Origin of the sequence: Niallia taxi (assembly GCF_032818155.1) — a bacterium.
GTDB classification, from domain to species: Bacteria; Bacillota; Bacilli; order Bacillales; family Cytobacillaceae; genus Niallia; species Niallia taxi_A.
In genome coordinates this window covers 1,111,208-1,133,519 of the sequence record NZ_CP102589.1, presented here as the reverse complement: position 1 = coordinate 1,133,519, position 22,312 = coordinate 1,111,208, and the positions used below count along the sequence as shown (strand labels likewise).

General features: G+C 38.8%; 19 protein-coding genes. 4 read left to right on the top strand and 15 right to left on the bottom strand.

All coding sequences use genetic code 11. The annotated features are described in order from the left end of the window. Positions 1–6: 6 nt before the first annotated feature. The 3 genes from NQZ71_RS05480 to NQZ71_RS05470 all read right to left on the bottom strand — a co-directional run bounded on the left by NQZ71_RS05480 (position 7) and on the right by NQZ71_RS05470 (position 3,209). Positions 7–1,281 carry an ABC transporter substrate-binding protein gene (locus NQZ71_RS05480; RefSeq protein ID WP_144453652.1) on the bottom strand — a complete coding sequence of 425 codons (1,275 nt, stop codon included), beginning with the start codon at positions 1,279–1,281 and terminating at the stop codon, positions 7–9. 80 nt (positions 1,282–1,361) lie between these two features. After that, the gene (locus tag NQZ71_RS05475) at positions 1,362–2,249 is read right to left on the bottom strand and encodes a carbohydrate ABC transporter permease (RefSeq protein WP_144453654.1); all 888 of its coding nucleotides are present in this window, start codon (positions 2,247–2,249) and stop codon (positions 1,362–1,364) included. A gap of 18 nt (positions 2,250–2,267) precedes the next feature. Continuing rightward, a complete protein-coding gene (locus NQZ71_RS05470) occupies positions 2,268–3,209 on the bottom strand; it encodes a carbohydrate ABC transporter permease (RefSeq protein WP_260054583.1) in 942 nt (313 codons plus the stop codon). A 437-nt stretch (positions 3,210–3,646) separates the two neighbouring features. Between NQZ71_RS05470 and NQZ71_RS05465 the strand changes: the two genes are divergently transcribed. Continuing rightward, complete coding sequence (locus NQZ71_RS05465) at positions 3,647–5,875, top strand: alpha-galactosidase (protein WP_317011465.1); 2,229 nt, start codon at positions 3,647–3,649, stop codon at positions 5,873–5,875. A 35-nt stretch (positions 5,876–5,910) separates the two neighbouring features. Continuing rightward, a complete protein-coding gene (locus NQZ71_RS05460; protein WP_144453658.1) occupies positions 5,911–6,837 on the top strand; it encodes an ROK family protein in 927 nt (308 codons plus the stop codon). 37 nt (positions 6,838–6,874) lie between these two features. Here the strand turns inward: NQZ71_RS05460 and NQZ71_RS05455 are convergent, their stop codons facing one another. From NQZ71_RS05455 to NQZ71_RS05425, 7 genes are all read right to left on the bottom strand, one after another. Then, positions 6,875–7,882 carry a LacI family DNA-binding transcriptional regulator gene (locus NQZ71_RS05455; protein WP_260054584.1) on the bottom strand — a complete coding sequence of 336 codons (1,008 nt, stop codon included), beginning with the start codon at positions 7,880–7,882 and terminating at the stop codon, positions 6,875–6,877. Positions 7,883–7,969: 87 nt separating this feature from the next. Continuing rightward, complete coding sequence (locus NQZ71_RS05450; protein WP_317011464.1) at positions 7,970–8,935, bottom strand: acetylxylan esterase; 966 nt, start codon at positions 8,933–8,935, stop codon at positions 7,970–7,972. Between the two features lie 164 nt (positions 8,936–9,099). Further along, complete coding sequence (locus tag NQZ71_RS05445) at positions 9,100–10,503, bottom strand: glycoside hydrolase family 1 protein (RefSeq protein ID WP_317011463.1); 1,404 nt, start codon at positions 10,501–10,503, stop codon at positions 9,100–9,102. A gap of 140 nt (positions 10,504–10,643) precedes the next feature. Next, on the bottom strand, positions 10,644–11,939 hold the full coding sequence (gene celB / locus NQZ71_RS05440; protein WP_144453664.1) for a PTS cellobiose transporter subunit IIC: 1,296 nt from the start codon (positions 11,937–11,939) through the stop codon (positions 10,644–10,646). A gap of 32 nt (positions 11,940–11,971) precedes the next feature. Next, positions 11,972–12,304 carry a PTS sugar transporter subunit IIA gene (locus NQZ71_RS05435; protein WP_317011462.1) on the bottom strand — a complete coding sequence of 111 codons (333 nt, stop codon included), beginning with the start codon at positions 12,302–12,304 and terminating at the stop codon, positions 11,972–11,974. Beyond that, positions 12,304–12,615, bottom strand: a complete 312-nt coding sequence (locus NQZ71_RS05430) for a PTS sugar transporter subunit IIB (protein ID WP_127738098.1) — start codon at positions 12,613–12,615, stop codon at positions 12,304–12,306. The genes NQZ71_RS05435 and NQZ71_RS05430 overlap by 1 nt, the downstream gene beginning before the upstream one ends. A gap of 187 nt (positions 12,616–12,802) precedes the next feature. Next, positions 12,803–13,447, bottom strand: coding sequence for a TetR/AcrR family transcriptional regulator C-terminal domain-containing protein (locus tag NQZ71_RS05425; RefSeq protein ID WP_144453667.1), 645 nt, complete (start codon positions 13,445–13,447; stop codon positions 12,803–12,805). 128 nt (positions 13,448–13,575) lie between these two features. Here NQZ71_RS05425 and NQZ71_RS05420 point away from each other — a divergent pair, with 128 nt between their 5' ends. Continuing rightward, the gene (locus NQZ71_RS05420) at positions 13,576–15,066 is read left to right on the top strand and encodes an MDR family MFS transporter (RefSeq protein ID WP_260054586.1); all 1,491 of its coding nucleotides are present in this window, start codon (positions 13,576–13,578) and stop codon (positions 15,064–15,066) included. Positions 15,067–15,106: 40 nt separating this feature from the next. On the opposite strand, the gene licT is transcribed toward NQZ71_RS05420, so the two are convergent. Next, positions 15,107–15,955, bottom strand: a complete 849-nt coding sequence (gene licT / locus NQZ71_RS05415; protein WP_144453671.1) for a BglG family transcription antiterminator LicT — start codon at positions 15,953–15,955, stop codon at positions 15,107–15,109. A 352-nt stretch (positions 15,956–16,307) separates the two neighbouring features. On the opposite strand from licT, the gene NQZ71_RS05410 reads away from it, so the two are divergent. Then, a complete protein-coding gene (locus tag NQZ71_RS05410; RefSeq protein ID WP_144453672.1) occupies positions 16,308–17,429 on the top strand; it encodes a histidine kinase N-terminal domain-containing protein in 1,122 nt (373 codons plus the stop codon). A 117-nt stretch (positions 17,430–17,546) separates the two neighbouring features. On the opposite strand, the gene NQZ71_RS05405 is transcribed toward NQZ71_RS05410, so the two are convergent. The 4 genes from NQZ71_RS05405 to zwf all read right to left on the bottom strand — a co-directional run bounded on the left by NQZ71_RS05405 (position 17,547) and on the right by zwf (position 22,002). Continuing rightward, complete coding sequence (locus NQZ71_RS05405; protein WP_260054587.1) at positions 17,547–18,143, bottom strand: nitroreductase family protein; 597 nt, start codon at positions 18,141–18,143, stop codon at positions 17,547–17,549. A gap of 201 nt (positions 18,144–18,344) precedes the next feature. Next, positions 18,345–19,331, bottom strand: coding sequence for an LLM class flavin-dependent oxidoreductase (locus NQZ71_RS05400; RefSeq protein ID WP_144453676.1), 987 nt, complete (start codon positions 19,329–19,331; stop codon positions 18,345–18,347). Positions 19,332–19,473: 142 nt separating this feature from the next. Next, positions 19,474–20,367: a phosphogluconate dehydrogenase (NAD(+)-dependent, decarboxylating) gene (gene gnd / locus NQZ71_RS05395; protein WP_144453678.1), complete on the bottom strand. Its 894-nt coding sequence runs from the start codon at positions 20,365–20,367 to the stop codon at positions 19,474–19,476. Positions 20,368–20,499: 132 nt separating this feature from the next. Further along, positions 20,500–22,002 (bottom strand): glucose-6-phosphate dehydrogenase, encoded by a 1,503-nt coding sequence (gene zwf, locus NQZ71_RS05390; RefSeq protein ID WP_144453680.1) that lies wholly within the window; start codon positions 22,000–22,002, stop codon positions 20,500–20,502. Positions 22,003–22,312 lie beyond the last annotated feature (310 nt).

Here is a 22,312-nt window from a genome sequence, read left to right as displayed (position 1 = left end):
TGATTGCTATTTCAAGCCAAATTCCTTGCGAATTTGATCTGCTACTTCTTTTAACTGTTTTTCTGCATCCTTGCTGCCATTAAGATTGATATTGTCAATAACAGGCTGGATTTTGCTCACTATCTCTGCATATTCCGGGATATAAGGAGCATTCATAACGGTTCTTCCTTCTGCAAGAATTGTAGACAATGCTTTTGCATTTTCAGGTGCATTTGCCATTGTTTCAATTTTATCTTCATTCCTTTTTACTACAGGAACTGCTGAAATAGTATCTACTTGCAGGTCTTGACCCTTTCCAGTAGACAGGAATTGCAGAAGTTTATAAGCCTCTTCAGGATGCTTTGTTCCGCTTCCAATTCCAATTGGAAGATAAGATGCTGCAGCTACGTTTCCTGCTTTTCCTGCAGGCAGTGGCACAACATCCCATTTGAAGGTTGCATTCTTCGCTGTATCAGACCAATCCCATGGACCCATCATTTTCATTGCTGCTTGACCTGCAAGGAACATATTCGATAGCCCTTGACTTTGAGCAGTAGTTGGCTGTACATGATATTTATTAATCAAGTCTGCTCCAAATTTAATAGCTTCAATTGATTCAGGTGAGTCAATAATTACTTCTTTGCCATCCTGACTGACAAATCCTCCGCCATTTTCTACAAGCAGTTCATTTGTATAAAAGTTTTCCATTCCGAATTGGACTGTTTTGCCGTTTTTCTCTACTGTCAGCTTTTGTGCTGCTGCAAGGAAGTCAGCCCATGTCCAGTCATCCTTTGGATATTCAACACCTGCAGCATCGAACATATCCTTGTTGTATCCAAGCATAAAGGCAGAAGCATCACGAATAAGCGCATATTGCTTTCCATCCACTTGCCCAAGTGAAAGCACATTTGGCATATATTCATCTTCCTTGATTTCTTTATCAGACAAATCCATCAATACGCCCTTGCTGACAAATTGACCGAATGCAGACGGCTGCAGCCATACTAAATCTGGCTGATCTCCACCAGCAGACATCGTCAAGAATTTATCATTGAACTTATCATATGGTGCATATACTTGCTTCACTTTAATTCCAGGATTCTCCTTTTCAAACTCCTTGAAAATATCACCTTCGAGCTTCGTTCCTTCTGGATTATTGTTCCAAACAAGAATGCGCAGCGTCACATCTCCTGACTCACCGCTTGCGGATTCAGAATCCGAACCAGAACAGCCTGTCAAAATCAAAGATAGTGCCAATACAATAGTGAACAGCAAACCACCTAACCCTTTTTTCTTCCTCATGCTTTTACCCCCCAGGTAATGTTTGTGTATGGATAAACAGATAAACGGCAAAGCCATTCATCTAAGTGAAACCAACGCAATTAACCCTTTCCGCCTGTTGTAGCAATTCCTTGGACGAAGTACTTTTGGCCAACAAAAAAGATAATGATTAGAGGCAAGATGATAAAAACACTTGCTGCCATCATCGGACCCCACTGAATTAACAAAGCACCCTTAAACTGCAGAATTCCTAATGCGAGCGTATATTTGGAATCATCATTTAAGTAGATTAATGGATTAAGAAAATCATTCCATGTCCACATAAAACTCAACAAAGCCACTGTAATAATAGAAGGAACTGATAAAGGAATAATAATTCTCCAAAAGATACCGAATGCTCCACAGCCATCTAAATAGGCACTTTCCTCCAGCTCCTTCGGTATTGTTTTGAAGAATTGTCTTAATAAAAAGATGAAGTAAGCGCTACCAAAGAAGGAAGGAACAATTAACGGCAGGAAGGTGTTAACCCACCCCAGTTTAGAAAAGATCATATAGACAGGAATCATTGTGACTTGAGGCGGCAGCATCATGGTGCCAAGCAAAAGCACAAACCAGAAATTCCTTCCTTTTCCTTTAATTCGCGCAAACCCATATGCAACAAGAGTAGAAGAAACGACTGTGCCAATCACTACACAAACCGTAACAATCACAGAGTTCAAATAATACTGCCCAAAGTCCACAAGCGTAAAGACTTCCTTATAGTTAGCCAAATCCCAATTCTTCGGCAGTAAAGTAGGCGGGAATGCCATCGCTTCATTTTCAGGCTTAACAGATGTTCCAATCAGCCATAGAAAAGGAAATAAAAACAGAATGGAAAGAGCAATCAGCAAAAAGTAAGTAAATCCCTTTTCTAATCTTCTGCCTTTCTTTAAACTGCGAGGTTTTTTTGCCTTAACAGAAGCTGCCGTCTTAACAGGTGTTACTTCCATAGTTGACTCCTCCTCTCCTTACTCATCGTATTCGTAATACACTTTTTTCCCAAACACTTTAAACTGAATCAGTGTGAAAACAAGTATGATGATGAACAAGATCCAGGCAAGTGCTGATGCATAGCCCATCTTAAAGAATTTAAAGGCATCCTGGTATAAGTAAAATACATAAAACAACGACTTATAATTCGGTCCGCCATTGCCGCTGCTGACAACATATGCCTGTGTGAAAATCTGAAAGGAACCGATTAGTCCCATAATGAGGTTGAAGAAAATAACATTTGAAGTCATCGGAATGGTGATATTCCAGAACTTATGGAACTTCCCCGCACCATCCAGTTCAGCTGCTTCATAAAGGGACGCTGGAACACTCTGGAGTCCTGCAAGATAGATAACCATTCCGCCACCTGCTCCCCAAAGGCTCATAATAATCAAAGTAGGCTTAACCATGCCTTCACTTAATAGCCAATTTGATGTCGGCAAATGAAAGAAGGAAAGAATACTATTGGCAATCCCAAAATCCGGCTGAAAAATTAAAATCCAAAGAAGTGAGCTGGCAACTGTCGGTACAAGCGAAGGTAAGTAAAAGATTGTTCGGAACAAGCCCATAAATCTTACCTTTGTGTTCAGCAACACAGCAAGCATGTACCCGACAACGAGACCAAGAGGAACTCCGACAATCGTATAAAAGAAGGTGTTCCATAATGACTGCCAAAACAGTGGATCTTCTGTGAACAGCTTTTTATAATTTTCCAATCCAACCCAATTTGCTGCCCCCAGCCCTGAATAGTCTGTGAAGGACATATATAAAGAGTACACCATTGGGCCTGCAGTAAAGACAACAAAGCCAATCAGCCAAGGCAAAATAAATAAGTAAAACAATAAAGTCCTCGATTTATTCATTTGCGTCACCTTCCATTTAATAAAATCATTTACTGCTATGTAACCTGCTTCCTTCACTCTCCCTTCCACACATTTGATTGCTGCTTATTTAAATCCATCATGTATATTACTTCTGTTTTAACTTACAAATAAAGTTATGTAAGCCTTTTCAACTACAATTTCATATTAACTGCTGTACTTGAATTTTTCAATAATTTTTTAAAGTATTTTACTTAATTTTTTTAATTTATTTTAAGTAACAAAATATAAAATTACTTAAAATAGTCTAGATAACCCTCGTACTAAATAAATGCACTCAATATTACCCAATCTATATAAATCTATAATTACTGAATAAAATATACTCATATTCATTAAGTTACATTCGCATTTTTGAAGATTATCGATTACTTAATTTAATTTAAATACTTATTGTCATCCTTATTTATAATTGTTAAAATCAAATATATAATCTTGTAAGGGTTTTCATATAATGAAGTGAGGTGTACTTACTGATGACAATCTATGTAAATCAAGAAACAAAGGAATTCCATTTATGCAACAATAACGTCAGCTATATTTTTAGAGTCTTAGAGAAATCAAACCAGCTGGAACATCTTTATTACGGCAAAAAACTGACACATCGTGATTCGTTTACGCACTTAATTGAAAGAGAAATAAGACCATCCTGCAATCTGTTTGAGCATGACCATACGTCTTCCCTTGAGCATATTAAGCAGGAATACCCAAGCTTTGGAACTACAGATTATCGCCAGCCAGCCCATATGATTACCGACAAAATTGGCAGCACCATAACAAATTTCCAGTACAAAGACTACAAGCTGTTAAAGGGCAAGCCTGTACTAGATAATCTCCCTGCCGTATATACAGAGCAAGCGGAAGAAGCAAATACACTGGAAATAACATTAACAGATGAAGTTCTGCGTGCAACGCTTGTACTCAGCTACACCATTTTTTGTGACCGTAATGTCATCTGCAGAAATGCCAGATTTATCAATGAATCTGACTCTGCGTTCTTTTTGGATAATGCCATGAGTGCATCTGTGGATTTACCTGATGATCAATTTGAAATGATTCATCTTGCAGGTGCATGGGCAAGGGAAGCACATATGGAGGTCCAGCCTTTAACAAAGGGCATCCAATCTGTATACAGCTCAAGGGGTGCAAGCAGTCATGCCCATAACCCCTTTTTAGCATTAAGGCGTTATAACGGCACAGAACAAACTGGAGAGGTGTATGGCTTCAGCCTTGTATACAGCGGCAATTTTCTTGCACAAGCAGAGGTAGATACATATGGCGTCTCTCGTGTAATGATGGGAATTAACCCGTTTCAATTTAGTTGGAAGCTCAAGCCTGGTGAGGTGTTTCAAACACCAGAATGCATTATGGTATATACTCATGAGGGCTTGAATGGAATGAGTCAAACATTTCATGAATTATATCGGGAGCGGCTGGCAAGAGGCTATTGGCGCGACAGAGCGAGACCCATTCTTATTAACAATTGGGAAGCGACCTATTTTAATTTCGATGAGGAAAAAATCCTCTCCATTGCAGAGACAGCACAAAACCTTGGTATTGAGCTGTTTGTCCTCGATGATGGCTGGTTTGGGAACAGGAATGATGACACCTCTTCTCTCGGCGACTGGTTTGCTAATGAAGGAAAGCTTCCAAATGGTATTAAAGGGTTGGCAGAAAAAATCAACAAGATTGGCATGAAATTTGGTTTATGGTTTGAACCTGAAATGGTATGTAAGGATACAGCCCTTTTTAAGGAGCACCCTGACTGGATAATCGCTACACCAAATCGAATGCCTTCACACGGGCGAAATCAGTTCATTCTCGATTTCAGCAGAAAGGAAGTCGTCGAGCATATTTTTCAGCTCATGGATAATATCATCGAGGATTCTAACATCAGCTATATTAAGTGGGATATGAACAGATACATGACAGAAACCTATTCTTCAAGCCTTCCAATCGATCAACAAGGAGAGTTGAGTCACCGTTATATACTTGGTGTTTACAGCTTATACGAGAAGCTGTTGGCAAAATATCCGGAAATGCTGTTTGAATCATGCGCTGGCGGAGGTGCCCGTTTTGATCCTGGCATGCTGTATTATGCTCCGCAAGCATGGGCAAGCGATAATACAGACGCAGTTGAGCGCTTGAAAATTCAGTACGGAACAAGTCTTGTTTACCCGCTTTCCTCTATCGGCAGCCATGTTTCCACAGTGCCTAACCATCAGGTGGAAAGGATAACACCGATGGAAACACGAGCAAATGTCGCTTACTTTGGAACATTCGGATATGAGCTCGATATTACAAAGCTCACAAAGGAAGAGCAGGAAAAAGTAATGCTGCAGACTGCCTTCATGAAGGAGCATAGGGACTTCATCCAGAAAGGGACATTCTATCGCTTGTTGTCACCATTTGACTCAAATGAAGTATCCTGGATGGTTGTAGCTCGTGATAAGAAAAAAGCGCTAGTTGGATATTATAAAGTTCTCGCAAAGCCGAATGAGCGCTATAACCGCATCAAGCTGACAGGCTTAGATCCCGATAAACTATATGCAATTGAAGGCAAAGACACAAAGCATTACGGCGATGAACTGATGAATATAGGCATACTGCTTTCAGAGGATTATACAGACCGTGCCTCGGAATATTGGCAACGGGAAAGAGCAGGAGATTATTCATCTCGGCTGTTTATCCTGACAGAAGCTTAAAAATTTGAATTCTTACAATAAAAGGAGGTCAACACATGAAGAATTATATGGTGTTTGACGTAGGAGGCAGCATGATAAAGTTCGCTGTCATGACAGAAAATGGCGATTTTATCGAGAAGGGTGAGCTGCCCGTTTCCGAAAGCGAGTTTACTATATTCCAAGAAAGCATTGTACAAACCGTATTGGAAAACAAAATAAAACATCAAGTTGCAGGAATTGCCTTCAGCTGCCCAGGCGGAGTGGAAAGTGAAACAGGTATTATTGGCGGTTCAAGTGCACTGCCCTTCATTCATGGACCAAACTTCAAGGAGATTTTCGGTACTGCGACAAATCTCCCTGTTGAGCTGGAAAATGACGCAAATTGTGCTGCTTTAGGTGAGGTGTGGAAGGGTGCTGCCAAAACAAATGAAAATGTGCTGTTTACTATCATTGGCACAGGAATCGGCGGAGCTGTCATCAAGGATCGTCGCATTCATAAAGGAGCCAATCTTCATGGCGGTGAAATTGGCTATATGGTGATGCAAGTAGTAGAGGAAGACGGCAAGCCTGCCTTTCAAACATGGAGCCAGCTTGCTGCAACAGGCGCTTTAGTTAAAAAAGTCGCCAAAAGAAAAGGCATTGATCCGAAGGAGCTGAACGGAAAAAAAATCTTTCAGGCTGCCGAGGAAGGAGATACTATTTGCTTAGAGGAAATTGATGCATTTTATCTCCGTCTTGCACAAGGCATTTATAATATCCAGTATGTGTATGATCCGGAAAAAATCATTATTGGCGGAGCCATCAGCAATCGGGAGGATTTAATTGAACAAATCTACAAAAAACTCGATATCCTTCTGGAATCTGTGATGGCTGCAAAGGTTAGACCAGTTATTGAACAATGCCAATACAAGAATGATGCCAATCTCATCGGCGCACTGTACCATTATCTGCAGTGCCAGAAAGCCGAATCTGTGGAGGCATAGGGAAAAGCACCAGTGAATAACTGGTGCTTTCGTTTTTTCAGCTGAGCTTCTTCACGGAATTCCGATGAACGATTTTCCCGTTAATAAGTGTTCTGCCGTATTTTTCATTAGGATTATGAAGCTTTTCCATAATTATCTTCACAGCAGCCTTGGACATTTCCTTAATATTCACCTCAACAGTCGTCAGCAGCGGCTCTGTTAAGGCTGCAAAAATAGAATTATCAAACCCAACTACTGAGCAATCCTCCGGTACTTGGTAGCCATTTTTCTGAAGATTGTTAATGAGGTTGTATGCAATCTCGTCATTATTACAAACAAATGCTGTTGGCATATCATCAGGAAAAACGATGTCTATATATTTGCCTCGTTCATCACGGTCATAAATAATATAGTCCTGCCTCAGCTCGATTCGATGCTCCAAAAGTGATTTGTAGTATCCTAGAAACCTGTCCTGTATACTGCTCGTCGCATAGATGTTGCCGACATAGGCAATTTTTTTATGGCCATTTTCCACCAGATAATTAGTAATTTCATAGCCGCCAAAAAAGTTATCTGTTAAAACAGAGTCAATTTCGTTCTGGTCTGTATAAAAATCTAAGAAAATAACAGGACTGTCAATTTTCTGAATTTCTTTCACATATTCATTGCCAATCTGTCCTAAAATAATGAAGCCATCCACCTTTTTCTCATTATAAATTCGCGGCAAAATGAGCTGGTCTTCATCCTCCTGCCCTAAAATGTACAGAATTCCTGAGTAGTGGTAGCCATCAAGGATTTTTGTCAGCATTTGATAAAACTGCAGATAAAAGGATTGCGTTGTACCTGTAAACCTCTCTGGGATAACGATCCCAAGATTATAAGAAAGGCCATCCTTAATCGACTTTGCATGTGTATTGAAGCGATAGCCCATTTCTTCAGCCAATAATTTTATTTTCTCTTTTAATTCTTCACTGACCCCATCTTTATCATTAAGCGCTTTGGAGACAGTCACACTGCTGACACCAAGTTTATTGGCGATGTCACGCATCGTAACATTGCTTCTCACAAAAATTCCTCCGATATGAAATAATTCTGTTTCTTAGCTCATGGGATTACTATACTATAACGGCCACTTTTAAAAAAGCATCCATATTTACTCTTCAAGCAGGTCTGCAAAAAAATCATGGACTTTGTCGCCTAATGTCCTTATATATTCATGTCCATATTCATAATAAATCAGCATATTTTTGTCTGATTGAATTTTATTGTAGGCAGCAAATTGGGTAGAAGGCGGACAAATAGCATCCTCCATACCAACTGCCCACAATACATTTGCTTTTATCCTGTCTGCCAAATGCTGTATATCTATATAGCCTAGCTTTTGGAAAACCTCTTCCTCATGTTCATGGTTTGGATCAATAAACTTAAAGTAATAATGAATTTCTTCATAAGCTGAATTGGTAATATCGAGCTCCCATGCTCTTTTAAAGTCTGATAGAAATGGATAAACAGCAGCTGTTTTCTTAATTCGCGGCTCTAAACTGGCACAAGCGATCGCCAGCGCCCCACCTTGTGATGCACCATAAGCTCCTACTCTATTTTCGTCTACATTCTCCATCGAGCAGAGAATTCTTGCAGCTTGAACTGTATCTAAATATACATTTCTGTAATAGAGCTTTTCTGGAGCCTCTTCTATCCCCCTAATAATATGGCCTTTTAATGTTGTTCCTTTTACTTGGAGATTATCCTCTGACAGACCACCCTGGCCGCGGCAGTCCATGGCCAAAATCGTGTAGCCTTCTGCTGCATAGCCTATTTTGTCCATCCAGTCGCCGCTGTTCACATGATAGCCGTGAAACCATAACAGCCCCGGTCCAGGTCTTGTTTGCCCTTTTGGTCGTACTAACTGGCCATGTATTCTTGCTCCACCGACGCCTGTAAAATATAAATGAAAGCATTCAGCAGCCTTACTTTGAAAAGAAGCTGGGATTAGCTCATAATCCAACGATTGCGCTTGTAATTCTTTTAGCCCCGCTGCCCAATAGGCATCAAAATCATCTGGCTTCGGGTTGATTCCTTTATATTGCTGTAAATCAGACAAAGGCATATCAAATTTCATATCAGCATTCCTCCGCTTAGTTTATGTATGCGCTAACATTTTGTATTACTTAAACGATAACTTAATTATAAACCTCTGCGAAGTTAACCGTCAATAATAGAAAGAGAGCTTCCTAGATTGCAAAAAAAAAAGTGATTTCGATTGAAATCACTTTTTTCTCTCTTTTAAAATCCGTTATTCTCTGCAACTTCTTTAAACCATTGTCCGCTCTTTTTAACTGTGCGTTCACCGTCTTTATTAAGATTTACAGATACGAAGCCATATCTATTTTTGTACGCATTTGTCCAAGACCAGTTATCCATGAACGTCCATAAATGATAGCCTTTTACATTAGAGCCTTCCGCAATTGCTTGATGAACCCATTTAAGATGGTCTGAAATAAACTCAATTCGGTAATCATCTTGAATGATGCCTGATTCGTCACGGAATTTTTCTTCGCCTTCAACTCCCATTCCATTTTCAGAAATGAAGCATTCAATATTTCCATAGTTATCTTTTAAATTGATTAAAATATCATATATGCCTTTTTCGTAAATTTCCCAGCCACGGTGCGGATTCATTTTTCTGCCAGGCATCACGTAGTTATCAAAATAGCGATCTGGCATAAATGGAGCCTCTGGATTAGGAAGATGCTCTTTCGCCTTCACCCTTCTTGGCTGATAATAGTTAACACCAAGAATATCAACTGTATTATTACGGATGATTTCCAAATCTCCATCCGCAATTTCCGGCATGAAGCCCTCCTCTTTCAGGATTGCAACAAGCTCCTGCGGAAATTCTCCTTTAACAGAAGGATCTAAAAATGATCTGTTAAAGAAGGCATCTGCCAACACGGAAGCTTTTACATCGGCAGGATTTTGACTGCGTGGATAAGATGGCGTCAAATTAAGGACGATTCCAATTTTCCCATCCTGTCCTTGGTTTTTATATGCTTGAATCGCTTTTGCACTTGCAAGGATTGTATGGTATCCGACTTGGACAGCCTTCTTGAAATCAACCTCATTCGGATAATGGAAATCGTACAGATAGCCGCCTTCCACTGGTACGATTGGTTCATTATGTGTAAACCATTTCTTCACACGGTCACCAAACAGCTCAAAGCATATGCTTGTATAGTTTACATACGCATCAACGACTTCTCTGTTGGCCCATCCACCGATTTTTTGCAGCTCCATCGGCATATCGAAGTGGAACAGTCCAACAAATGGCTCTACTCCATTTTCAATGAATTCATTAATAACATTATTGTAGAATTCCACTGCTTTCGGGTTAATCTCTCCTTTGCCCTCAGGAAACAATCTTGACCACGAAATAGACATGCGGAAGGAGTTATGACCAATTTCCTTCATCAGCTTAATATCTTCTTTATATTTCACATAAAATTGCGATGTATCTTGTGGACCAACTCCATCAAAAAAGCGCTCTGGCTGCTGTTCGTACCAGTAATCCCAAATATTTTGTCCTTTTCCATCAACATTTGCTGCACCTTCCGTTTGAGTTGCTGATGCGGCAGATCCCCACCAAAAATTTTCTGGAAAATTATATTTCACTTCATTATTTACTGACATTTTTTCTTTCCCCTTTCAAAGACATACTCTAAGATGAATTCCTTTGTTATAGGAAAAAGCAGGCATATTGAGCTTTTGCTGACGCTAAAGCCAATACTCTGCTTCCTCCCTTCCATTCATGTATCATTTAGCTGCTTTTATTAAGATGCTTTTTTCATTTCTTCTTCTTCCTTCTTCACATTGACACGGTCAATAACTTTCAGGAATGGGAACCAAATTGCAAATACGATTGCCATATTCACAAGCTGCATTAATCCTCCAGCGAAGGAGTTAGTAGCCATAATACCGTTGATGAAGAATGGCACCGTCCATGGAACGGTAACACCAGTAGGAGGTGGTACAATTCCTGTTGACATTGCGAAATAAGTTACTAGCGTTACAATCATTGGTGAAATAATCCAAGGTACAATAATTAATGGGTTCATAACAATTGGCAAACCAAAGATGATTGGCTCATTGACGTTAAAGATACCAGGGCCAAGGCCAAGCTTCGCTACTTGCTTCATTTGCTTACTCTTCATGAACAGCAGGATTGCGAACACGACAGCAAGTGTCATACCTGTTCCACCCATGCCGACAGTATAAATCTCCATGAACGGTTTTGAGATAATATGTGGTATTTCTTGTCCGCTCGTATATGCTGTTAAGTTTTCTACTTGCAGTGTATTCCAAATTGGGTCCATAACAGAGTTGATGATAATTTGACCATGAAGACCAAAGAACCATAGAATTTGGATAAAGAATACTGCAATAAGTGTCGGAATGATGCCACTGCCCAAGCCTACTAATGGTGCTTGAATTGCTTTATAAATAACATCATGCAAGTTTGTATCAAATGCTGCTGTTACAATAACGTTCACAAGCAGGAAGAAAGTCAATGTAAGTACAGCTGGAATTAATGCTGCGAATGATTTTGCTACTGCCGGCGGAACTCCTGGCGGCATTTTGATCGTGATATTCTTTTGCACAATCGTGCGGTAAATTTCCCCTGCGATAAAGGCAGTGATCATGCCAAGGAACATCCCTTTTGCCCCAAGACGATCGACAGGAATGACACCTGAAATAGCTTCACCTGTCTCTGGCTGAACAACAAATGGCGTTAGTAATAAGAAAGAAACAAGTGCGATTGCACCGCCAAATACAGCCTCCACATTATAGCTTTTAGACAGATAATAACCGATACCGAATACAACAAAGATAGACATGATGCCCATTGTTGCCGAATTGGCTATCCCAAACAATGATTGGAATGATGCAATTGACTCTGCACTCATAAATTTCTTTAGGAATGGCAGATTTGTCAGTACGACAAAGATAGAGCCGAAAATCGTTAATGGAAATGACAGCATAAAGGCGTCACGCAGGACAGTCAAATAACGGTTGTTGTTCAGTTTCCCTGCTATTGGCACCAAAAATTGGCTTAATTTTTCAAACACAGGATTCTCCCCCTTTTGGATATACAGCTATTTTATAGGTTCTTTTCTTTAAAGATTTCAAGCAGCTCTTTCACAAGCTCCTTCATGGAAAGCGTTGACATTAAATGGTCCTCTGCATGCATAAGAAGAAGCGCGAATTCTACCTTGTTGCCTGATGCCTCTTGCTGAACCAATTTAAAATGGATCTCATGGGCAACACTTAAATCTGCCTCTGCTTGTACAAGCAGTTCATCTGCCGCCTCCGGTTTACCTGCACGGTACTCCCGAAGCGCCTCAATAATTTTGCTTCTCGCATTGCCACTGTGAAGAATAAGCATAAAGTTGATTTGTTCTGCTGTTAATGTATTAACATCAATCTTTCCCATTATTTATCACCCATTAAAGCAACTGCTTGTTCATAGGCTTTTTGACCATCTGCCAAACCATATGCCATCATATCGATAACATCCACTTTAATTCCGTATTGATCTGCCGCCTTTTGAAGTTCTCCCTTCAAAAAGCTCATTTGTGGACCAATTAGTACAACGTCTGCTTCTGCCATATCTTGCTTTGCTTTATCCTGGCCGACAGCCCATATTTTCGCTTCTACGCCGATTGTTTTTGCATGTTCTTCCATCTTGGTAACTAGTAAACTAGTAGACATTCCTGCACTGCAAGCTAGTAATATCTTTTTCATATCGTTCATGCTCCTTTACCTTTTTATATGTTTAAATTTTATTAAATCGTTTTCAAAAACCGCTTACATTTATTATTATAATCATTTGTTCTTATTTGTCTATACATTTAAATTATAAAATAAAGTCATTTTCAATCTTTGAAAATGAAACAAAAAAAAAGATGCTTTGTTGGCATCTTTTTCTCTCTTAATGTAACTGCTGCAGTCCTTTTATAATTACCTTTAAGCCGGAAAGGAAGTCATTACTTGATTTTAGGCCTTCATTTGGTGAAAGAAAATGGTGGTATATATAAGGGGCTTCTGCTTTTGATAGGGCTGCAATTGCTTCGGAGAATTTGTCTTGTACTGCTTCAAAGCCAATTTCTTCAAGCATTCTTTGTTGCTTTTGCTCGTCTAGTACATAGGAAGTCACATAAGTATTGATAAAGTTAACTGCCTGAAATATTTTGTCTTCTCGTAAGCCTGACCGATGAAAAATCGCAAATGTCCTGTTAATTAGCAGCAATCTTTGTTTTGTAACAGGTAATGTAACCATCATAATCTCAGCTCCATCAGGGACTGACAGTAATACTCTCCTTAGCTCAAGGGAAAATAACTCTACTTCTTCCTCCCAGCTGCTGCATTCTTTCGGGAATGTAAATTGGCATGCTATGTATTCTCCGAGCAGCTCCAATAATTCCTGTTTGTTTTTTATATACCAATACAGAGCAGGAGCTTTTATTTTCAGCCTTGCTGCTACGTTTCTCATCGTCACATGTGATAAACCTTGTTCGCGGAGTATTTCAAGCGCCGCATTTATTATTGCTTCTTTGCTGACATTTTTCTTCTGCATGAAGTCACCTCTTTACACTTATATTGTATATTATTTGTGGCTATAATTCTTTACTAACGTATTTAACCGTGTTAAACTGCATATTGGTTATTTAACACTGTTAAATTAAGAAATGAGGGTTATAATGTATGTCTTCTAAACAGACAAGATTAGTTCCTGTTATGATTGCCTTAATGCTTGGGATATTTGTTGCATCTCTAGACAACACAATTGTAGCAACAAGCATGGGCTCCATTATCGGCGACTTAGGCGGTATGGATAAATATGTTTGGGTTACTTCCGCGTATTTAGTGGCAGAGATGGCAGGTATGCCGATATTCGGTAAATTATCGGATATGTATGGCAGAAAGAAATTTTTTGTTTTTGGAATTTTACTATTTTTAGCTGGTTCTATTCTTTGCGGTATGGCAAATACAATGATACAGCTTTGTATTTTCAGAGCTATTCAAGGTATCGGCGGAAGCGCCTTAATGCCAATCGCATTCACGATCATCTGGGATGTAGTCCCTCGTGAAGTCCGCGGGAAAATGAGTGGTATTTTCGGTGCTGTCTTCGGTTTATCGAGTATTGCAGGTCCATTATTAGGATCTTTCATTACAGAACAATTTGATTGGCGCTGGATTTTCTTTATTAATATTCCAATTGGAATCATCGCACTAGCATTAATTATTATTTTTTACAAAGAATCAAAAACACATACAAAACAAATCATCGATTGGTTTGGGTTTGTATTTTTGTTAGGTTTTTCTATTTCGTTAATGTTCGGATTAGAATTAGGAGGAGAAACTTATCCATGGCAGTCATGGCAGATTATCTCCTTATTTATTCTGTCTGTTGTTTGCTTCATCGTTTTTCTGCTTGTGGAAAAACGGGCAAAAGACCCTATTCTGCCATTTAACTTGTTCAAAGAGCGACTATACACAACAACCGTCTTGACGGGCATGTTTTACGGCGGTGTGTTCATGGTGTCAACTATTTACATTCCGCTTTATATCCAAGGAGTGACTGGCGGGACTGCTACCAATTCAGGATTGCTTTTGCTGCCGATGATGGTTACATCAAGTGTTGCAGCAGCACTTGGAGGAGCATTCGCAAATAAATTCAGCTATAAGTCTATAATGATGACTTCCGGAATTATTATGGCAATCGGAACCTTCCTGTTAAGCACACTTGATGCAAGCACACCAAGATGGTCTATCACGATTTATATGATGGTGATTGGGCTTGGTGTTGGCCCTTCCTTCTCTGTTCTGGGGATGGCATCTCTGCAAAAAGCATTGCCACAGCAGCGCGGAATTGCCAGCTCAACAAGTAACTTTCTTCGTTCCCTTGGTATGACATTGGGAATAACAGTGTTTGGAGTAATCCAGCGAAACAGCTTTACAGATAATCTTCCAGCAACGATGCCAGAAGGCGGAGCAGAAAGCGGAAGCATCCTGTCACCAGAAGCGCGGGCTCATATCCCTGCAGATATTCTGAAACAAATTACCGACGTGCTGTCAGATTCCATCAGCACAACATTCCTGTGGACATTCATTCCACTTCTGCTGTCATTCGTGTTCATCTTGAGTATGACAAATGAAAAAATTACCGATTCGAAATTAAATCAGCAAGGCTGACAAAAAACCACTGTTTCTTAAACAGTGGTTTTTTGCTGGGTTATTTCATCCGTTTCTCTCTTATTGAAACGCGGTGGATATGAATCATAAAGTAGGCAAGCTCATCCTTTGTCATCTTCATAGAATATTCTTTTTCCAAGTAGTCGGCAACCTTTATTGTACATTTATAAGCTTCGCCATATTGTCTCTTCACCTGGTTATAAAGAGCATCGTTTTGATCATCATTTATTTCACCACGAAGCATACGATAAGCAAAATAACGTAGATGTGTGATAAACCGGCTGTAATTGACTGATTCTTCATTAAAGTCAATGCCATAATGATACTTAACAATATTCGTCACATCTTTAACGATATTTGTCATTGTTACTGTTTCTTCCATGCCTGTATGATCTTGTCTTGCATTGAAAATATGCAGAGCAATCGATGCAACCTCATCTTCTGGAAGTTCAACACCTGTTCTTTCCTTAATCAAACCTAAAGCAAGGCGGGCAACCTGATATTCAGCCTTATAGAACTTCTTTACTTCCCACATCAGCGCATTTTTGATTGGTATATCATTTTTTATTCTCGTAATGGCAAAGTGAATATGATCCGATAGAGATAAATATAGGGAATCATTCAGCTCTGTGCGCAATTCCTTCTCTGCAAGCTCAATAATATCTTTTGACAGTGACATAATCTCATAAGGAATCTCATTCAATAGCTCGGAAAGCTTGGCCGCGAAGTTTTCCGAAGGAGATACAAACGTCTTTTGGACCTTCTCTTCGTCAATTTCGTCTCCGACCTTTTTCTGGAATGCGAGCCCCTTGCCCATCACTACCATCTCTATGGAGTTAAGGTCTTTAGTCAAAGCGACATTATTATTAAACACTTTTATAATTTTCATCCTAATCACTTTTCCTTCGAATTTTTATCATAAAAAAACCCGAACCAAATAAACTCATAGATAGAACATTTTTGCTCCATAAGTTTAGTTGATTCAGGTTTTGCCTGCCGAACAGTAACAATCCTTACTAAACCTATTATAGATGATAACGTTTTCTATTGCAAGAATATTATGCATCAATATTCCTATAAAAAAACTGTGTGTCTTTACTATTCCAGAAAAACTCTCATTCAAAACTGCCAATATTTAAAATTTCAAAAGATGAATTCAAAAAGGTTTTTAAATCACTTTGTCGAATAAGTTACATACATATCAACCATAACTGAAAAAAAATGCAAAGTGAGGGTTTGTTTTGCTTATAAACGACCAACAAAATAAACTTATGTTATTCCTGATGGAACACCAGTCTTCATTCATTGATGAATGGATCGATATATCCGTCATCGAATCTAATGATCCACATAAGGAGGAAATCAAAAACAATGCAGTGACCATGTATGGTCTTCTTATAAAGGTGCTAGAAGGCGAATATTCCAATACAGAGCTACAGGAGTTTGCTTATAAAGTCGGCAAAGAGCGGCTTGAGGCCGATATTAATATCGGTGACTTTATCTACAATGTGAATGCAGGCAGAAGTATCCTCATTAAATATTGTTTTCAAGCGAATCTTCCCACACAGGAGCTAGAATCTTTTGTAAACAGTCTGAACACCCTTTTTGATTCTTTCTGTTATCATGCCGTTAAAAGATACACGCAATTAAAGAATCGGGAATTGCATACGAAAACAAAGTATATCAATGACAACCATATGGACAAGCTGGCAGTACTCGGACAAATCTCCTCCAGTTTTGTGCATGAATTCAGAAATCCATTAACCGCTATAATTGGGTTTAATAAAATTTTGCGTGACGAGTATCCTGATTTGAAATACTTGGACATTATTCAGCATGAACTGAACGAATTGAATTTCAGGATTACCCAGTTTCTTCATACTTCTAAAACAGAGATTGTAAAAAAGGGCAAAGAAAACGTCGCGATTGATTTGCTTTTTGAAAATCTTAAGCAGCTTTGCTATGCAAGCACAGTCGATAATAAAATTAACCTTACTATTGAAACAGAGAAGCCTCTTTTCCTCTATACGTTTAAGGATGAACTAAAACAGGTTCTCTTAAATCTGATTATGAATTCTATAGACGCTTTAAAGCAAATGCCTAATGGCAGAGATTTAAAGATAAGCTCTAGAAAAAGCACAGACGAAATAGTCTTTGTTATTTCCAATAACGGGCCAATGATTGAGGAAGAAAACACAAAAACAATCTTTGAACCTTTTTATACGACAAAAGAGCTTGGGACAGGCATTGGTTTATTTGTGTGCAAGCAAATTATCGACAAAATCGGCGGTACCATTTACTGTAAATCCGACGAGGAATGGACTTCATTTTTTATTCATCACCCTATTTCTAGTTGGGACTAAAAAAGAGGCTGGGACAAAACAAAAAACCGAACTATTTAATCAATGGTTGATCGTTGATTAAGTAGTTCGGTCTTTACGCTGGTTCACATACTTATGTCCCAGCCACTTCTTCTTTTATTATTTGTAGAATCTCACACGATCTTCTAATGGTTTAAATTCTTTTTCTCCTGGTTGTGCTGTAGGTTTACCGAATGGCATTTGAGCAATTAGCTTCCATGTTGATGGAATGTCCCATTCAACTGCAACTGCTTCGTCAATTAATGGATTGTAATGCTGTAATGATGCACCGAAGCCTACTTCTTCAAGAGCAGTCCAAATTACTAATTGGTGCATAGCATTTGTTTGGTTTGCCCAAACTGGGAAGTTATCTGCATACAATTCAAATGCTTTTTGCAATCCTTCTACAACCTCTTGGTCTTCAAAGAATAATACTGTTCCATATCCAGCTTTAAAGCTGTTAAGCTTTTCTTCTGTTGATGCAAAGTTCTCTGCTGGAACAATCTTTTTCAATTCTGCTGCTGTAATATCCCATACTTTGTCATGCTTGTCATTTAGAAGGACAACAACTCTCGTACTTTGAGAATTGAATGAAGATGGAGTGTGAAGCACTGCCTCGTTGATAATTTCTTGAATTTTTTCATCAGATACTACTTGTTCTTTGTTGATTGCATAGTGTGAACGGCGGTTTTTAATTGCTTCAAAAAAAGTACTCATTTTTTATTCCCTACAAGTGTTTTTTCGTTATCTAAAATAGGATTAACGACAATAATTATTTAACAGGCTACTAAGTATCTCAAATCGACATATCTTTAATTCGAGATTATTATATAACATGCTTGAAAATAATGTCAACTTTTTTATCTCCAATAAAAGAAAAACCTGAAAAATATTTTCTTTCAGGTTTTTCTTTCTTCATTAAAAATCTATTTCCGCCAATAGTTGATATGATTTTACCTTATCTTCAAAATCATAAACATTCGTTAAAACCATAAATTCATCTGTGCCATAAAGCTTGCTAAGGCGAAGAAGCTCTTCCCTGATTAGCTCCTTTGTGCCAATAACCATTCTCCGTCTATTTTCTTTAATAGCTTTTTTATCTTCTTGTGTCAGTACTTTGCGGCTGGCTTGATCAGGGCTTAAAATTTCTGCATTTGCTTCTCCTTTTCCGAGGGCTAACAGCCATAAATCAAGGCTTGTAGCCAAAAACTCAGCCTTTTCGGTTGTTTCCGCACATATTACAAAGATGCAGATATTAGCTTTCGGCTTATTCGCAAAAACAGAGGGCTGAAAATGCTTATAATAATATTCCATCGCCCTTTTCCCATTTAGCGGTGCAATAAAATGGCCAAAAGTGAACGCAATGCCTAGCTCTGCGGCAAGTCTCGCGCCTCTATGTGATACGCCAAGCATCCACATTTCAGGCAAGCTTTCATGGACAGGATATGCTGTTACAGCATTTTTCCCTTTGTCATTACCGATGATATATTTCTGTAAATCCTGTACCTGCCGAGGGAATTCGTTTAAGCTTTTCCGAATACCGTCTGTCAAGGCAAGCCTTGTTTCAGGTGATCCTCCAGGAGACCTGCCAATCCCTAAATCAATACGATTAGGATATAAAGCTTCTAGCACTTTAAAATTTTCCGCTACTTTATAAGGACTGTATTGTGGTAAAAGCACCCCGCCGGAGCCAACTTTAATATGCTTCGTCTTTGCTGCGATATGTGATATCAGCACCTCTGGAGACGTTCCTGCAATTCCGTTTGCATTATGATGTTCTGCAACCCAAAATCTTTCATACCCTAATTGTTCTGTTATTTGTGCCAATGCGGCTGTATTTTTTAAAGCAGTATAAGCTGTCGCACCACTGCTAATGACGGATTGATCCAATACACTTAATTTCAATCTTCCCTTTTCCCCCAATCCTACTTTATTTGCTTTTATTATTATAAACCCATTTACAGAGATATACTTAAAACCTGCTTTACCAAGTCTCTATAAAAGAAAAAACCCTCAAGCATGCGCTTAAGGGTAATTTCCTTACACTTTATTTCTTTTCAACAGCATGACCGCCGAACTCATTGCGGAGTGCCGCTACAACTTTGCCTGTAAATGTATCATTTTCAAGAGAGCGATAGCGCATCAATAAACTCATGGCGATAACTGGTGTTGCAGCCTGCAAGTCCAGAGCTGTTTCCACTGTCCATTTTCCTTCACCTGATGAATGCATAATTCCTTTAATATCATCTAAATTAGCATCTTTAGAGAAGGCATTCTCTGTTAGCTCCATCAGCCATGAACGGATAACAGAGCCATTGTTCCAAACTTTTGCGACCTTTTCATAATCGTAATCGAATTCACTTTTCTCGAGAACCTCAAATCCTTCACCGATTGCTGCCATCATACCATACTCTATTCCGTTATGAACCATTTTCAAGAAGTGACCGCTGCCTGCTGCACCTGCATAAAAGTAGCCATTTTCAACAGCTGTATCACGGAAAATTGGTTCTACAACATCCCATGCAGCCTGGTCACCGCCAATCATGTAGCATGCACCATTTCGTGCACCAGCCATTCCTCCAGACGTTCCAACATCCATAAAGTGGACACCGAATTCCTGCAGCTCATTATATCTGCGGATTGATTCTTTATAATGGGAATTACCTGCTTCGATTATAATATCGCCCTTAGCAAGTAATGGTGCCATCTCGCCAATAACAGAATCCACGACATTATGAGGCACCATAATCCAAAGTACTCTTGGTGTTTCCAATGATTGCACAAGCTCTGTTAAGCTTGTAGTTCCATCTGCTCCATATTCCTTCATTTCAGAAACAGCAGCAGGATTTAAATCAAATGCAGACACTTGATGTTTATTATCCAATAAATTCTTTCCTAAGTTTAAACCCATTTTCCCTAAACCAATTAAACCAACTTTCATCTTAAACCCCTCCTGATTAACTGAGAAAAACATTTATTTTTATCCATATTCCTTTTGTTAATGATGGAAACTAAACGAACGATTTTATTATGACGCTGTTTATAGCATGTTCTAAATCACTGCTGATATGTGTTATCCGATGGAAACTAAGCTGTCTTTTTCTGCCGGTTTACTATCAAGCCACCACTTAAACCCATTTGCTGCAAGCAGCTCATCTGACGCTTCAGGTCCGTTAGAGCCAGCTGGGTAGAAATGCAATGGAGCATCGCCTTGTTCAAATGCATCTAATACTGGTTGCACCCATTCCCAAGACAATTCCACTTCATTCCAATGAGCAAAGAACGTAGAATCACCTTTGAAAGCATCGAATATTAAACGCTCATATGCTTCTGGAACATCCTTTTGGGCATGTGTAAGATCAATTTCCACTTGTTCTATTTTTCCATTTTCAAATGGACTTTTACTGTTTAACAGCAATTTAATGTTTTCATTCGGACTGATTTCTATTATTAAGAGATTAGGCACAATCTGATCCTTTTTCTCTTCATAAAGATCTTTAAGTGTATCTTTGAATTCGATGACAATCCGAGTAGATTTTTCTTTCATCTTTTTCCCTGTTCTAATATAGAATGGGACACCTTCCCACAAATCATTGTCAATCCAAAGTCTTGCTGCTATAAATGTGTCTGTGCTTGAATTCTCTTTAATATTTGGCTCATCACGATACCCAACTGAAGCTTGGCCGTTTACTTCGCCACTGCTGTATTGTCCTCTAACAATATTTTCGTGAATATCTTGCCCGTTAACTGGACGAAGTGCTTCCATCACTTTTCGTTTTTGTTCACGTATTTGGTCTTGACCTACTTTTTCAGGTGTTTGCATTGCAGTCATCATCAGCATTTGCAGCAAATGATTTTGGACCATGTCACGAAGTGCACCAACATGATCATAATAGCCGGCTCTTTCTTCTACTCCGACCATTTCGCTTGCTGTAATTTGCACATTAGCAATATGCTTATTATTCCATAATGCTTGCAATACAGGATTGGCAAACTCTAATGCTTCTAGATTTTGGACCATTGGTTTTCCTAAGTAATGGTCAATGCGGTAAATTTCTTCCTCTGTAAATGCTTTGCTCAATCTCTCGTTAAGCTCTCTGGCTGAAGCTAAATCATGACCAAACGGCTTCTCAATAAGCAGCTTTTTCCAACCTGCTGTTGTACCCAAACCGCTTTCCTTCAGATTTAAGGCGATGAGATCAAAAAACTCTGGACCAACTGACAGATAGAACATGCGATTTTGAGGTATGTTCAATTCAGCTTCCCGCTTTTCCACCTTTTTCAAAAGGGTTTCGTAATCCTCTATTTTTGTTGCATCAAGAATGCTGTAACGAAAGCTTGCAATAAACGCCTCCAACTGCTCGTCATTCTCCGCTTTTCTTCTCGAAAAAGTTTCAATTGATTTTCTCACATGCTCCTGGAAAGTAGCGTCTGTGAACTCTTTTCTTCCTAAACCAAAAACGGAGATGGCCTGCGGCATTTTCTTATCTAAATATAAATTATAAAGAGCAGGATATATTTTTCTTTTCGCAAGATCTCCTGTAGCACCAAATAACACAAATGTCATTGATTCCATCACTTAAACCTCCATATCTAAAACCATAAAATGGTTAACGAGTTACTTTTTATTACCTTAGTTATTTATCATAACAATAATAATCCTGTTATAATTTCATGTCAATTACAACAACTTCGCTTCGCGAAGTATTTTCCCCAAATAGGCAGCTGCTCATTCTTGGTAATATAATGCTTGATAACAAAAGGAACCTTACATTTAATTTCCAGATATAATTAATCAGGCATATGGCAAACTATCATAATCATTTTGCTGATTGGAAATGCTTATTGAAGTAACTTTTTTACTATTGGTTATTTTTTGTAAATAA

What these genes read in the sequence shown, in the direction of transcription:
- NQZ71_RS05480 (WP_144453652.1), bottom strand. Translation starts at nt 1,281, where the DNA reads ATGAGGAAGAAAAAAGGGTTAGGTGGTTTGCTGTTCACTATTGTATTG.
- NQZ71_RS05475 (WP_144453654.1), bottom strand. Translation starts at nt 2,249, where the DNA reads ATGGAAGTAACACCTGTTAAGACGGCAGCTTCTGTTAAGGCAAAAAAA.
- NQZ71_RS05465 (WP_317011465.1), top strand. Translation starts at nt 3,647, where the DNA reads ATGACAATCTATGTAAATCAAGAAACAAAGGAATTCCATTTATGCAAC.
- NQZ71_RS05460 (WP_144453658.1), top strand. Translation starts at nt 5,911, where the DNA reads ATGAAGAATTATATGGTGTTTGACGTAGGAGGCAGCATGATAAAGTTC.
- NQZ71_RS05450 (WP_317011464.1), bottom strand. Translation starts at nt 8,935, where the DNA reads ATGAAATTTGATATGCCTTTGTCTGATTTACAGCAATATAAAGGAATC.
- NQZ71_RS05445 (WP_317011463.1), bottom strand. Translation starts at nt 10,503, where the DNA reads ATGTCAGTAAATAATGAAGTGAAATATAATTTTCCAGAAAATTTTTGG.
- NQZ71_RS05435 (WP_317011462.1), bottom strand. Translation starts at nt 12,304, where the DNA reads ATGGGAAAGATTGATGTTAATACATTAACAGCAGAACAAATCAACTTT.
- NQZ71_RS05430 (WP_127738098.1), bottom strand. Translation starts at nt 12,615, where the DNA reads ATGAAAAAGATATTACTAGCTTGCAGTGCAGGAATGTCTACTAGTTTA.
- NQZ71_RS05425 (WP_144453667.1), bottom strand. Translation starts at nt 13,447, where the DNA reads ATGCAGAAGAAAAATGTCAGCAAAGAAGCAATAATAAATGCGGCGCTT.
- NQZ71_RS05420 (WP_260054586.1), top strand. Translation starts at nt 13,576, where the DNA reads ATGTCTTCTAAACAGACAAGATTAGTTCCTGTTATGATTGCCTTAATG.
- licT (WP_144453671.1), bottom strand. Translation starts at nt 15,955, where the DNA reads ATGAAAATTATAAAAGTGTTTAATAATAATGTCGCTTTGACTAAAGAC.
- NQZ71_RS05405 (WP_260054587.1), bottom strand. Translation starts at nt 18,143, where the DNA reads ATGAGTACTTTTTTTGAAGCAATTAAAAACCGCCGTTCACACTATGCA.
- gnd (WP_144453678.1), bottom strand. Translation starts at nt 20,367, where the DNA reads ATGAAAGTTGGTTTAATTGGTTTAGGGAAAATGGGTTTAAACTTAGGA.
- zwf (WP_144453680.1), bottom strand. Translation starts at nt 22,002, where the DNA reads ATGGAATCAATGACATTTGTGTTATTTGGTGCTACAGGAGATCTTGCG.